At 35.6% G+C, this 14,043-nt stretch carries 9 protein-coding genes; 3 read left to right on the top strand and 6 right to left on the bottom strand.

Going from position 1 to position 14,043, the window contains the following annotated elements; translation table 11 throughout:
- Window positions 1–55: 55 nt before the first annotated feature.
- From GYY70_RS03110 to GYY70_RS03100, 3 genes are all read left to right on the top strand, one after another.
- Window positions 56–946 carry a LysR family transcriptional regulator gene (locus tag GYY70_RS03110; protein ID WP_174831264.1) on the top strand — a complete coding sequence of 297 codons (891 nt, stop codon included), beginning with the start codon at window positions 56–58 and terminating at the stop codon, window positions 944–946.
- A gap of 166 nt (window positions 947–1,112) precedes the next feature.
- Window positions 1,113–1,811 carry a JAB domain-containing protein gene (locus GYY70_RS03105; RefSeq protein ID WP_174831263.1) on the top strand — a complete coding sequence of 233 codons (699 nt, stop codon included), beginning with the start codon at window positions 1,113–1,115 and terminating at the stop codon, window positions 1,809–1,811.
- Between the two features lie 15 nt (window positions 1,812–1,826).
- Window positions 1,827–2,735, top strand: a complete 909-nt coding sequence (locus GYY70_RS03100) for a DUF5655 domain-containing protein (protein ID WP_174831262.1) — start codon at window positions 1,827–1,829, stop codon at window positions 2,733–2,735.
- Between the two features lie 243 nt (window positions 2,736–2,978).
- On the opposite strand, the gene GYY70_RS03095 is transcribed toward GYY70_RS03100, so the two are convergent.
- The 6 genes from GYY70_RS03095 to GYY70_RS03070 form a co-directional block, all read right to left on the bottom strand.
- The gene (locus GYY70_RS03095) at window positions 2,979–6,083 is read right to left on the bottom strand and encodes an HsdR family type I site-specific deoxyribonuclease (protein ID WP_174831261.1); all 3,105 of its coding nucleotides are present in this window, start codon (window positions 6,081–6,083) and stop codon (window positions 2,979–2,981) included.
- On the bottom strand, window positions 6,076–7,245 hold the full coding sequence (locus GYY70_RS03090; protein ID WP_174831260.1) for an AAA family ATPase: 1,170 nt from the start codon (window positions 7,243–7,245) through the stop codon (window positions 6,076–6,078). Before GYY70_RS03090 ends, GYY70_RS03095 begins: the two co-directional genes overlap by 8 nt.
- A 1-nt stretch (window position 7,246) precedes the next feature.
- Window positions 7,247–8,491: a restriction endonuclease subunit S gene (locus GYY70_RS03085; RefSeq protein ID WP_202984437.1), complete on the bottom strand. Its 1,245-nt coding sequence runs from the start codon at window positions 8,489–8,491 to the stop codon at window positions 7,247–7,249.
- Window positions 8,492–8,505: 14 nt separating this feature from the next.
- Entirely contained in the window at window positions 8,506–10,071 is a 1,566-nt protein-coding gene (locus GYY70_RS03080) for a type I restriction-modification system subunit M (protein WP_084547733.1), read from the bottom strand.
- A 1,023-nt stretch (window positions 10,072–11,094) separates the two neighbouring features.
- The gene (guaA, locus tag GYY70_RS03075) at window positions 11,095–12,660 is read right to left on the bottom strand and encodes a glutamine-hydrolyzing GMP synthase (protein WP_084551170.1); all 1,566 of its coding nucleotides are present in this window, start codon (window positions 12,658–12,660) and stop codon (window positions 11,095–11,097) included.
- Between the two features lie 111 nt (window positions 12,661–12,771).
- Entirely contained in the window at window positions 12,772–13,719 is a 948-nt protein-coding gene (locus GYY70_RS03070; RefSeq protein WP_174831259.1) for a DUF2806 domain-containing protein, read from the bottom strand.
- Window positions 13,720–14,043: the final 324 nt, after the last annotated feature.

Genomic DNA, 14,043 nt, shown 5'->3' with positions numbered 1-14,043 from the left:
TTGACAGATATATAGCTAAATCTGGTAACTTGTTTTCCAAAATCGGAAATCAAATATGAACAAAAAACTATGCTGGGATGATACTAAAGTATTTCTGGCAATCGTACGTGAAGGCACATTGAGTGGTGCTGCAAAGACATTAAAACTTGGCATTGCTACAACTTACCGCCGTCTGGAACGTATGGAAGAAGTGCTGGGATATAGGTTATTTATCCGCGATCAGCAAGGTTATAAGCTGACAGATGAAGGCAGAATACTCGTTTCGCAGGCAGAAATACTGGAACAGGCCGGACACGCGTTTGATGCCATGGCTACCGGAGTCAATGCCAGTGTCAGCGGGCACGTGCGTTTGGCTACGGCTCAAGGGCTGGCAGATCATCTTATTATTCCGGCTTTACCCAAGCTATATTCAGCACACCCTGATTTAACCCTGGAACTGGTTACTGGTGTATCAACTATCAATTTGCAAAGAAGAGACGCTGATATGGCCTTGCGTCTGGTTCGCCCGGAGCAGGGTAAAGTAACCATCCGCCGTTTAGGAGAGCTTGGTTTTGGTTTGTATGCATCTGAAAGCTATTTACAGCGCAAACCGCTAAACAAAGAAGAAACAATGTTAAAAAACGCTGATTTTATCGGCTGGCCGGAAACACACCAGAACTTGCCGGCAGCAAAGTGGATAGAAAAAAACAGCCGTGGCAAAACCTGTTGTCTGACAGCCGGCAGCATGTCTGCACATATCAGTGCAGTTGAAACAGGTATCGGAATGGGTGTCTTACCGAATTTTATTGCCTTAACCAAAAATCTGATTTGTGTTCGCAACGATATTGGCTGCAATCAACCCATTTGGCTAGTCATCCACTCCGACCTTACTAACTCCCGAAGAATAAGAGTAGTAGCTGATTTTCTGAGTAATTTGGTGCAAGAAAATCAAACACGACTTGGTTGAGCGGCCTATCCAGACAACAGATTTATTTCTTCACCACTCATTAAATTAATCAATTAATATGCAAAAATACAAACAATATATCATTGGTTTAGCAAATGCTGTTTACTTATAATAATGAGTAAACTATGTTATATTTTAGGTTAATGCTCTTAACTATAAACGATGTATGGATATTAAACTTGGCAAAAACGATAAGCGTTATATAGAAGGTTCAGATGATGTATTCAGCATCATGCAACGCGTACTTCTTCGTGAAAATAAGATAGACAAAGAAAAAGAGCATTTCTGGATTATCGGTATGAACGAAGCAGGGTATATCCTCTATATCGAATTAATTGCTTTAGGTTCAGTAAAGGCCGTTAATATAGAGCCTATGAATGTATATCGTGTAGCCGTTATGAAAAATGCGTCACGTGTTATTGCTATTCACAACCATCCTTCAGGGCGTCTTGTTCCTTCCAAAGCAGACTTAGATATTACTGATCGTCTTATCCAGGTAGGCCGTATACTTAATATTGCATTAATTGATCATCTTATCATCAGCACAGAAGCCTATGAAAGTTTCAGAAACATGGGCATTATGGATGATTTAGAGAAAAGTCTTACCTATGTCCCGACTTATCAGGTGGTTGAGCAGATTAGGAAAGAAGAGAAAAAGATTGCTAGGGATAAAGTAAAATCGGCAAATGATAAAACCAAAATTGAACGGGCAAGAAGAGAAAAATTAGAGTTTGCTATGGTTTCAACATTGATTGATAAAAATGTTTCTATTGAAGATATAGCAAAGATTATGGAAGTTACACCCAAAGCAGTCGAAAGTATAGTTAATAAATTTAACTTTCTTGCAAGTAACAAGGCAAAATAATTGGAAGAATAGATAATGCAAATTTTCTCAAATAAAAATAGTAAATTGAAAATTTTAAAAGAAAAACAATTTAAATTAGAAAAAGAAATTCAGTCGTTATTTGAAGAAAATTTGGAGACCATCAGTAATTTAAAATTTGTTAAGTCTGAATTTGTTATTAAAGATTATCGTATTGATACTCTGGCATATGATACTGAAGCTAATGCGTTCGTAATTATTGAATATAAAAGAGAGCGTAATTTTAGTGTTATTGATCAAGGTATTACCTATTTAAATCTAATGCTGGAATACCAAGCCAATTTTATTGTTGAATATAATGAGTCTTGCCAAGAAAATTTAAAGCGCAATCAGATTGATTGGTCACAAAGTAAAATTATTTTTGTTTCATCTGCATTTACTGACTATCAAAAACAATCAACTAATTTTAAAGACTTAGCCATTGAACTTTGGGAAATAAGACGATTTGAAAATGATTTGGTTTCAATCAACCCGATTAAAAAATCCAAATCAGCACCAAGCATTAAGAAAGTCCAACAAGCTAAAGATTCTGCTCTCGCAAAAGTAACTAAAGAGCTAGTTGTTTATGATGAAGATTATCATTTGAAAGACAGGGCAGATGATATTCTAGAACTCTATGAAAGTTTTAAGAATGCTATATTAATTTTATCACCTGATTTAGAAATATCACCTAAAAAATTTTATTTAGCCTTTAAGCAAGGTAAAAATAATATCGTTTCTATCCACTTACAAAATAAATCGTTAAAAATGTGGATTAACGCTAAAAAAGGTAACCTCGATGATCCTAAAAAATTGACCAAAGATGTGTCGAATGTAGGACACTGGGCGACAGGGGATTATGAATTAACCGTTAGCGATACAAAGAATCTTGAATATATTATGAGTTTAGTGAAACAAGTATTATAATATACTATTCAATATAACGACTTTAAGTGAACTTTATTAGCCATGAGTCACTTCGTTTTTAATAATATATTAAAAGACATATTATGGTTGTCAATATAGTAATTGAGCACCAGCAGCTATCTTTAAACTAACGACTCTTAAGTGTAAGACAAAAGTTTTTACGCTAGCTTTTTAATAAGCATAAAACTGAATGTTACATCCAAATTATCGTGACAGAGAACAGTGGATGCTTTCTTAAAATATTTATATTTTTCCACCTACTCCCTTATATTTTTCAACAAATGCTGCAATTTTTTGAAAAACACTTTGTTTTTTTATTAGGTATTGAGGATTGAGCGGACTCATTTTAGGTAAAACTGCATTCAATTCAGTGCCATTATCGCTAGCAAACCCACGTTTCAGAGAAGTAGTGATATAACGTTTAGCTTCTTCTTCGTTCAGATTTTCGGAGCTAATTAAATCTTGTGCCTCACGTTGTTGTTCTATTTGTGCAAAAGTAAAGAAAGCCTCAATAATATTAGCTTTATCATTAATTTTATCTAGGTCTGTTTGGTTAATAAAATCAACAACCAGACTTTCTTTGGCTCGGTTACCGAGACTAGCACGGATTAATCTACGAACTTCGTCAATTAAGCCTGCTTTACTTTTATTTTTTTTATTGTGTTCAAAAATTAATTCAAGAATGTAATCAAGATTAATTTCCTGTGATTTCAGCAAGTCCACTTCAAAGATAACATCATCCCAATCAATATTTGATTTTTCTGTTTCATTGGACAATTTTTCTTGGCGCAACCAATCGCGAATGTCGTTATAAGCTGATCGGTAGTCCTGAATTTTTCGTTCAGCAGGCATCCTGACGGTCTGCAATACCGCCAGATCGTCATCATTTAAATAGTGTTGTTCTTTAAAAGTATTAACAGCTTCACTATCATTCATATCGACGCTTTGCAGGGCTTTCAGGCTGGCAAATTCATCATAGTTTTGTAATACATTCTCTACACGTAAATATTCACCAAATAACTTCACGAAGTCTTTTTTATCTTTTTCTAAAATAATTTCATCAGGGTTGGGGAAGCGCTGTTCTAATTCTGTAACAACGTCTACAAAGCCTCGTCTCGCTTCACCAGTTACTATATCGGTAAAGCCTTCCATATACTCTTTGTAGCTCTTTTCCAGAACTATATTTTTAGTGTTTTTGTCGCCGAACAGAGTAATAGCGTCAATGGTCGCCTGTTCTAAATCGCGGAATGTGACAATATTACCGAAAGTCTTGGTAGCGTTATAAATACGGTTAGTACGTGAAAAAGCCTGTATTAAACCGTGGTAACGCAGATTTTTATCGACAAATAAAGTGTTGAGTGTAGGTGCATCAAAACCGGTAAGGAACATACCCACTACAATTAGCAAATCAATTTCCTTTGATTTGACACGCTTAGCTAAATCACGATAGTAATTTTGGAAGTCATTACTTTTTTCTAGGCTAAAATTGGTTTTAAAGAAATCATTATAGTTTTTGATAGCAGCGCTTAAAAACTCTTTAGCGCTGCTATTCATTGCCGAGACATCAAAACTTTCGTCCGGAATATCGCCTACAGCATCCTGCTCCTCATTGGCTGCAAACGAAAAGATAGTCGCTATCTTCAGCGGCTTATCACTATGTTCTTGTAGTTTATTCAGCGACTCATAATATAGCTTGGCGGCATCCACACTACTCACAGCGAACATAGCATTAAAGCCTTGAGCATTTGATTGTAGCCGGTGAGTTTTCTGCCTGAAATTATTCAAAATGTACTGAGATATTTCTCGAATACGTTCAGGGTGCAATAGAGCTTGCTTATTTTCCGCCGCATTAAGCTTTTTCTCATCCAACTCCGTTTCAATTTCCTTAAATTTTGGTCTCACATCATTATAGTCCACCTTAAATTTAAGCACTTTACCATCGCGAATAGCGTCGGTGATTACATAAGAATGCAATTCACAGCCAAACACGCTGGCCGTTGTGTCAGCACCCAAGGCGTTTTTTGGAAAAATAGGCGTGCCGGTAAAACCAAACTGATAGAATTTTTTAAATTTTTTCTTCAGGTTTTTCTGTGCTTCACCAAACTGACTGCGATGACATTCATCAAAAATGAACACGACTTGCTTATTGTATATTGGTAAGTCAGCTTCACTTTTCATCAGGTTGTTAAGCTTCTGGATGGTAGTGACAACAATCTTATTATCATCTTTATCCAAATTACGCTTAAGTCCGTCGGTACTATCAGAGCCATTAACGCTGTCAGGCGAAAAGCGCTGATATTCTTTCATAGTCTGGTAGTCAAGGTCTTTTCTGTCTACTACAAAAAACACTTTGTCAATAAACGATAGTTCAGTAGCTAAACGCGCGGCTTTAAAGCTGGTTAAGGTTTTCCCTGAACCGGTGGTATGCCAGATATAACCGCCACTTTCAGATTTACTCCAGTTTTTAGTCTCATACGAACTATTTATCTTCCACAAAATTCGCTCTGTAGCGGCAATCTGATAAGGACGCATCACTAATAAAGTATTGCTAACGTCAAATACCGAATAATGAAGTAGGACATTGAGTAGAGTATTTTTTTGGAAGAATGTCGAGGTAAAATCTTTTAGATCTTTAATAAGGTTGTTTTTAGCATCCGCCCAGTTCATAGTAAAATCAAAGCTATTTTTACTACGTTGGGTTGTATTGGCAAAATAGCGACTATCGGTGCCGTTGGAAATCACAAACAACTGTAAATATTTATATAGTGAATGTTCGCTATTAAAGCTCTCCTTACTGTAACGGTGTACCTGATTAAAGGCTTCACGAATCGCTACCCCGCGTTTTTTCAGCTCAACCTGTACCATCGGCAGGCCGTTCACCAAAATAGTGACATCATAGCGATTGGCATAGGAGCCAGTTTGTTCAAATTGTTTAATCACCTGCAATTTGTTGCGAGCAATATTTTTTTTATCCACCAAATAGATATTCTGGATGCGGCCATCATCGAAGACAAAATCATGGATATAGTCGTCGTGAATTTTGCAGGTTTTATCGACAATGCTATCACTAGGATTATCCAAATAGGTTTCTACAAATCGCTGCCACTCTCCGTCAGTAAACTGCACATTATTCAAAACTTTCAACTGTTCACGCACGTTAGCTAGCATTTTTTCAGGCGTATTTATATCAGATACATACTCGTAGCCCTGTTTGTTTAAGTCCTGAACGAACTCTCTTTCCAGGTCACTTTCACTTTGATAGTTTTCGTTAGCCTGCAATGCTTTAGTATATTTATTGAGTACAATAAAGTTATTTAATTCCGCGATAGTTTCAGTGTAATCAACCATGCTGTTTTTCCTGTTGCCAAAAATTGTAATTGGTAACCAAGTGATTCAGTAATAACGCAACCATCTTTTTTTCAGGTTCACTTGGTTGAGTAACGGCTTCATTTGATAACGTTGAATGGCTGGTAAATTGGATAATCCGGTTTAAATAAGCTTGTTTATCGTCAGGCAAGAGTTTCGACCATCTTGGATAACCCAAAAAACTAGCAGTTTTTTCATACAGATTACGCAATAAAGTAAAGTGATATTTTTGCACTTGATTATCTGCGATTGCTTTTTCAAGAATTTGTTTGAGATGCAGATGGTAGGAAAAACTCGTATTGGAATCACCATTTTTTTCTGTAAGGGCAAAGTTGCCATCCTCGAAGCGTTCTAACAGATAACAAACTTTATTTTTTATATTAAGTTCATTGAAGAGTACGTTATAAAATAGCGGGTTGTGTGTTGTGATGATAAACTTTAAGCCAGACTGGCTGGATTTAATTAAAACGGCTAGATTGACGGCTAACTCAATTAAATGGTTTTCATCCAAAGAACTCACTGGATCATCAATAAATACATATTCCAATTGGTCAAACTGATTGGTTTCACGATAGTCAGGTTCAGCAACGTTGAGAACGTTAATAACCTGATCCAGAAGTGTATAAAAAATACTCCAGATAAAATTACTCTCTTCACCTTTAGAAATTTTCAGGTAGCCTGAATTTTCATCATCACCTCGTTCAAGCGAAAAGGTCACTTCCGAAAAAGCCTTTATAATAACATCGTTACCTTCTTTATCTTTAAAAAAATATTCTTCATTAAAATTAGGGGTTAATTTGTCATTGGTTAAATGCTGAAAATTTGTAATAATATTTCGATCTTGCCCCTGATCTTTTAGTATCCAATCAGTAAAGGTATTAGGCTGGATTTTCAACTTTGGTTCAGCATCCTGATTTAAATCATTATCCCAATAAAACAAATCTTCAGTAAAAGCATTGTAATAAAGAATTTTATTGCGTGTGAAGGATGACTCTTGATTTTCATCATCTTTTGTTGGTGCAATTAGTCGCTTAAACTCACATGAGAGTCGGGTTTTACCTGTACTATTGAAGGCATAAATTAACTGCACTTTTTTATCAGCACTTTTTAACTGCTGGGCTATTCCCATTAGAGTTTTGCTCATATTATGGCACTACCTGTTCTTGCATAGGAAAACTAAACAGCAAATCGCGGTAATATTCATATTGTTTCTGGCGTAACTTAATTTCATGCGGTAAACCGTCGCTTATAGAGTTTGTTAAGGCGTCGAATTTATCTAGTATGGAAACGATGTGGAGTTGTTTTTCTAATGATGGAACAGGTAACTTGTAGCTTGATATCATCGACAAATTAAGTCCTCCTCTGGTTCCACCGCCTGATGATATTTGGCGTAAATTTTCGTATTGTGTTCTTAAAAAATGATATACATAATCTGGGTTTATAATTTTATCATCAAATATAAGTGATGCTAGAGATTGATTTGTTGTTAAATTAATTCTTGTTCTTGCGACTTTACCACGAGTTTTCCCCTGTCCAGCAAGGGCAATTACGATTGAGTTTTTCGGAACGAATTTGGCACTAGAATTTTTTAATCCAGATTCGCTAATATATTTTTCAGTTTTGTAAATAGTTTCTAAATTAACCTCCCCTGAACTCATCCAAGGGATTGTGCCATTGTCCCAGTATTCTGAAATGCTTGTTTTAGGAGTCCCTCCAGAATAAATTTTCTCTGTGACTTCGCCCAATGTCTTCCACTCAACTTCACCTTCTTTGAAACTCAACAATTGGTCTCGGTAGTAGTTGTATTGTTTTTTACGTGCGGTAAGCTCGGTGGTAAGCTCGGTGGTAAGCTCCGTAAATGCATCCAAAATACGAACAATTTTAGTTTGGATTTTTAGCGATTTCTCTGGATTTTCAGAGCAGGGGATAGGTATTATTGCTTTGCTTAAGCCATTTGCATTTATTGCAGAAATTTTCCCAGAAGAGATATTTTTCTTTATTTGCTCCTTAAAATGGCTAGTTCTAAGATAATAGGATACATACTTTGGATCTAATTTACTTTTATATGCAAAGCAAGCATCGTGAATTACAACATCATTTTTGCCTAACCAAGCCGTGCCATTGCCAATATCTTCTACTGTTTCCCCAGCCGCAACAATAATGATATCGCCATGACTAGCAACTCGTAACTTTGAAGCTAATTCTTCATCAACGAATGATTTTGTTTCATTAGCCCAGATACCGTAATGCGTATACATTTCTCCATAATGAATACACGGTTTCCCCTCTGAAATCATATCGGTTTTTACAAACCTTTTCCCTCTAACAAAATCACCAATTTCCCCTAGGGATTTCCATTCCACATCAATGCCATCCAACAGTTTTTCCATAAAGTTCCTACTACTCATGCTTCGACCTCACTGCCTTTATCACCCTCAATCTCCACAACAATGGCATCAATCTCTTTACGCAATTGATCGATTCTGGCGACGGTATTTTTTAGTTTGGTAGTAAGCTCAATAATATTCACCACTTCACGGTTGTCTTTGACTTCGACATAGCTGCTGACAGACAAGTTATAATCGTTAGCAACAATTTTTTCAAAAGATATCGATTTGGCTAAATAGTCAATGTCATCTTTGCTATCGAAGACTTCCATAATCTGCCTAATATGATCGTCCGTCAGGACATTGTTATTAGTTTGTTTTTTAAATAGACCACTGGCATCAATAAATTGAGTTTCGGTATTGGTTTTGTGTTTGGAGAGCACCAAAATATTCACTGCGATGGTAGTACCATAAAACAGGTTAGGTGCAAGAGAAATCACAGTTTCAACATAGTTATTATCTACCAAATATTTACGAATTTTTTGCTCAGCGCCGCCTCGATAAAAAATACCGGGGAAGCAAACAATCGCTGCGCGACCTTTACTTGAAAGATAACTTAGTGCATGCAATACAAAAGCAAAGTCAGCTTTAGACTTAGGCGCGAGTATACCTGCGGGGGCAAAGCGATCATCGTTAATTAGAGTAGGATCGTCCGAGCCAATCCATTTTACCGAGTAAGGTGGGTTAGAGACAATGGCATCAAAAGGTTTATCATCGCCAAAATGTGGATCGATTAGAGTGTTGCCCAGCTGGATATTGAACTTATCGTAATTGATGTTATGCAAAAACATGTTCATACGCGCAAGGTTATAAGTGGTGTGATTAATCTCCTGACCAAAAAAGCCCTCTTCAATAATATGGGCATCAAAATGCTTTTTGGCTTGTAGCAGTAGAGAGCCTGAACCACACGCAGGGTCGTAAATTTTATTAACGCTAGTTTGCTTATGCATTGCTAGCTGCGCAATCAGTTTCGATACATATTGCGGGGTGAAAAACTCACCGCCGGATTTACCGGCATTGGCGGCATAGTTGGAAATAAGAAACTCGTAGGCATCACCGAATAGGTCAATGTGGCTATCTTCAAAGTCACCGAAATCTAAGCCTGCAACACCTTTGAGTACAGCAGCCAGACGAATATTTTTTTCTTTAACAGTATTACCAAGTCGGTTGCTAGTGGTATCAAAATCGGCAAATAAACCTTTGATATCTTCTTCTGAAGGGTAACCATTAGCAGATGTTTCTATGGCGCCAAAGATATCAGCCAAATCTGTATTCAGTTTCTCGTTAGTGTTAGCACCAGCAACTACGTTAATGAATAGTTGGCTAGGGTAAATAAAGTAGCCCTTAGTTTTGATAGCATCGTCTTTGATTTCAGGAGTGATGACGTTATCAGTGAGCTCTGCATAGTTAATGCTATCATCACCTCCTTCAATATAGCTGGAAAAGTTTTCGCTGATAAAGCGGTAAAACAGTGCACCTAATACATATTGCTTAAAATCCCAGCCATCCACTGCACCGCGTACATCATTGGCAATTTGCCAGATCTGGCGTTGCAGTGCGGCACGTTGTTGGGTACTTGTCATTGTAAAACTCCAGCTTTATTTTGTTGATAGGCATGACCTTATACTGAGTACAGTATTATAACGAGAAAAAAGATAATATTCATTTTCGAATTTTTAAAGGTCACAGAGGTAATTCGAAAACATTTTTGGTATGCATTATTTGATGTAACATCAAGATTTCTTGATCATGGATTCTTAAGCCAATGTGACACAGCATTAAAAATTATATTGCTATTTTAAATTTGTAAATGATAAATGACTATTTTCTATTCTTCATCTACTCTTATCAAACACGCATTTATCTAAACCTTATTGATAAACCTTTTTGAATTGTTTAGAAAACTCAATTTGCTTATGTACTAATAAATAGTTTTTAAACCATTTTTCTATTATTTTAAATACACATATAGAATTATTTTTATTAGTTCTGTTGTATTTATCATAAAATTAACTGAGTATATCAAAATAGACTAAAATCATATAAAGACCCAATTAAAACTATAATTATAAGTTTTTATTAATATCCTTTATTTTTGTAATTAAATAATAAGTCTCAAATAAATGTAAATTGAAAACTACGCAGTATTAATTCATCTATTTCACCAAGGCGTGCTACAATAGTAGTATCTTTATATCGTTGCTTATTATTAAATAGGACTATTAGCTAGCTTTTTATTATTGTTATTTGAAAACTAAAGTAATCTTTTGAATCACGCCTAATTCCATATAAGTAATATATTTACCCATCATTTAAAGCGAATGCTAATCTACCTGATTTTATTCGTTTTTGTAAATTCTCTTTTTTTATGGTGATGAGTAATAGTCGAATCTGAATATAAAATATAAATAGATTAAGCTTTAGCTTTAATAATTCAATTACAATATTTTATAAGGAAATTTACTTTCATGCTGAATTAAATTTTATTTATTGTTATTTTGTTGAAAATTATGATATAATTTTATGCTTTTAATATACAAAAACCCAGTATATTTATTAATATAACTGGGTTTGATAAAGAATTGAAAACTACCAAAAACTAAATTTTATTCCCACTCGATAGTGGCTGGCGGTTTGCCGCTGACATCGTAAACGACACGGTTAATGCCGCGTACTTCGTTGATGATGCGATTGGAAACGCGGCCGAGCAGGTCGTAGGGCAAATGGGCCCAGTGTGCTGTCATGAAATCGCTGGTAATTACTGCTCGCAGGGCTACTACGTATTCATAGGTGCGACCGTCTCCCATTACACCTACAGATTTTACTGGCAGGAATACAGCAAAAGCCTGGCTGGTTTTATCATACCAGGATACACCGTCTTCATCGCAGGTGTTACGCAACTCTTCAATGAAAATATGGTCGGCACGGCGCAGTAAATCGGCGTATTCGCGTTTTACTTCACCCAGAATTCGCACACCCAAGCCCGGACCGGGGAAGGGATGACGGTAAACCATATCACGCGGTAATCCCAGTGCAACGCCCAGTTCGCGTACTTCATCTTTGAACAAATCACGCAGTGGTTCTAGCAATTGCAGATTAAGGGTTTCGGGCAGACCACCTACATTATGGTGGCTTTTAATAGCATGTGCTTTTTTGGTTTTAGCACCGGCGCTTTCGATTACATCAGGGTAGATGGTGCCTTGTGCCAGCCATTTTGCATTTTGACGTTTGCCGGCTTCTTGCTGAAATACTTCGACAAATTCGGCTCCGATAATTTTACGTTTACGTTCAGGATCGGTTTCACCGGCAAGTTTGGCGAGAAAATCGGCAGAGGCATCAACGTGAATCACATTGACGCCAAGGTTTTTGCCGAACATATCCATAACCATTTGCGCTTCCTGATAGCGTAACAGGCCATGATCTACAAATACGCAGGTGAGCTGGTCGCCAATGGCGCGATGAATCAGTGCAGCAGCTACGGATGAATCTACTCCGCCGGAAAGGCCAAGAATAACTTCATCGGAACCAACTTGTTCGCGAATTTTGATAATAGCTTCTTCGATATAGTTAGGCATAGTCCAGCTGGGTTTGGCCTGACAGATATCAAGTACAAAGCGGTTGATTAGTTCACGTCCCTGTTTGGTATGGGTAACTTCAGGATGAAACTGAACACCGTAAAAGTGCTTGTGCGGGTTTTCAATGATGGCATACGGACAGCTTGGTGTATGTCCGATACTTTTAAATCCTTCTGGCAGTTTGCTTACTTTATCGCCATGGCTCATCCACACATCCAGTGTGTTAGGCTGGTTATCAAAAATGCCATTGGTAAACTGGCTGTCTTCTGTATGTACCTGAGCATAGCCGAATTCGCGCTGATCGCCACCGCTGACTTCGCCGCCCATGGTATGTGCCAGCCATTGCATGCCATAACAAATGCCAAGAATGGGTATACCGAGATTGAGTATTTCCGGGTTAGCCTGATAGTCTGATTCATAAACTGAATTGGGACCACCGGACAGGATAATGCCTTTAGGGGCGAATGCCTTGATATCTTCAATAGGCATGTCAAATGAATGTAATTCACAATAAACATGAGCTTCACGTACGCGCCGGGCGATAAGCTGGGTTACTTGTGAACCAAAATCGAGAATTAATATTTTATCCTGATTCATGCTAGGCTCTTGACAGGTGTTTAAATAAAGCGTGTTATTTTATCACTATTCAGATTTTAATTCTGTAAAAGATATCATTATGATTGCGTTGATAAATAAGTTAAATTTAAATTATTTTATAGAATATACTTTTATTTCAGATGTAATTTCTTTTTTAATAGGATCCCAATTACTATAATATATTTTTTTAAACTTATTTTGTTTTGATTCAAATGGAGATTTATTTTGTTCTAATATAATACTAATTAAATGATCTATATCAAGAGGCTTATTTTCTTTTATTAAAATTGAAGAATAAATAGCTTTTGCTGCTTGTGTTAGAGGCCAAGTAATGATGTATGGTACTTCTTCAATCACATCCTTTTCATATATAAAAAACATGTGAGTTGAATTTGTTATATAGTATATTTTCTTATTTTTTAATTTCTTTTGTTTCCAATTAGATGATGTATATATCCTAGGTGTATAATGAGTAATTAATCCTGCATCTCTTAAACAAATCAGTTCTTCTTTACTAAATAATTTATCACTATCTTTTTCTGGATTTAAAATACAATCACCATACAATATAAAAGTAGATAATTTATCAAAACATTCAGCTTCAAATTTTGAAAGATTTCTTATTTGATCAAGAGTTCTTAGTGATAATGTATTAGGATTATTAATTTCTTCAGCTAAAATTCTTCCCCATATATCTTTTAAAGTTTCATCTGCGATTAATTTAGCTTCATTTCTCCATTTATTTAGAAAATCTTCCGATGGCTTATCATCAGCATCTACTTTATAATTTATATATTTAAGAGAATTTTCAATACATTTTAAGATATTTATCGTCTCATCTGTTTTTATTGTTTCCGCTACAACTTCGATCAAATTGCGTTCAGGATTTAGTGAAAGATGATTAGTATTGAGATCATATGTAATTTTCCCCGATAAAATATTTTTTTTATCAACTTCATTTTGTGCATCAGATAAAATTTTCATTCTTTCACTTTTAGCAAGCTTATTACCAAATAATAAATAAGAAACTATCTCACCTACTCTAGCTGATTTTTCCATAATTGGTTTAAGAGGAATGCCTAAATTGGTTTTTAATTTGACATTAAAATTTGAATTTTTTTCATATATTAATCCTCGTAAAAATTTTTATGGTAACTTTTTCTTTTTTAATAAGATCTTTTTACTATTTTAAAAAGTTGAAATTGAAATTCTGTTGTTTTTTAACATTTTAATGAAGATATAATCGAGTTTCAAGAGAAAATATCAATAATTTATATAACATCAATACTTTAATATTAGAATAAAATTTATCTGACTGAAAGAAAAAAATTATTAGAAAGGCTAATATTAAAGAGCTTAATATGCACAAATGGTTTAAATACT

Origin of the sequence: Snodgrassella sp. ESL0324 (assembly GCF_013344955.1) — a bacterium.
Taxonomy (GTDB): domain Bacteria; phylum Pseudomonadota; class Gammaproteobacteria; order Burkholderiales; family Neisseriaceae; genus Snodgrassella; species Snodgrassella alvi.
The sequence above is the reverse complement of the archived record's forward strand: the minus strand, read 5'-3'. Positions and strand labels throughout refer to the sequence as shown.

Coding starts and splice junctions, on each gene's coding strand:
- GYY70_RS03110 (WP_174831264.1), top strand. CDS start 56: ATGAACAAAAAACTATGCTGGGATGATACTAAAGTATTTCTGGCAATC.
- GYY70_RS03105 (WP_174831263.1), top strand. CDS start 1,113: ATGGATATTAAACTTGGCAAAAACGATAAGCGTTATATAGAAGGTTCA.
- GYY70_RS03100 (WP_174831262.1), top strand. CDS start 1,827: ATGCAAATTTTCTCAAATAAAAATAGTAAATTGAAAATTTTAAAAGAA.
- GYY70_RS03095 (WP_174831261.1), bottom strand. CDS start 6,083: ATGGTTGATTACACTGAAACTATCGCGGAATTAAATAACTTTATTGTA.
- GYY70_RS03090 (WP_174831260.1), bottom strand. CDS start 7,245: ATGAGCAAAACTCTAATGGGAATAGCCCAGCAGTTAAAAAGTGCTGAT.
- GYY70_RS03085 (WP_202984437.1), bottom strand. CDS start 8,491: ATGGAAAAACTGTTGGATGGCATTGATGTGGAATGGAAATCCCTAGGG.
- GYY70_RS03080 (WP_084547733.1), bottom strand. CDS start 10,071: ATGACAAGTACCCAACAACGTGCCGCACTGCAACGCCAGATCTGGCAA.
- guaA (WP_084551170.1), bottom strand. CDS start 12,660: ATGAATCAGGATAAAATATTAATTCTCGATTTTGGTTCACAAGTAACC.
- GYY70_RS03070 (WP_174831259.1), bottom strand. CDS start 13,719: ATGGAAAAATCAGCTAGAGTAGGTGAGATAGTTTCTTATTTATTATTT.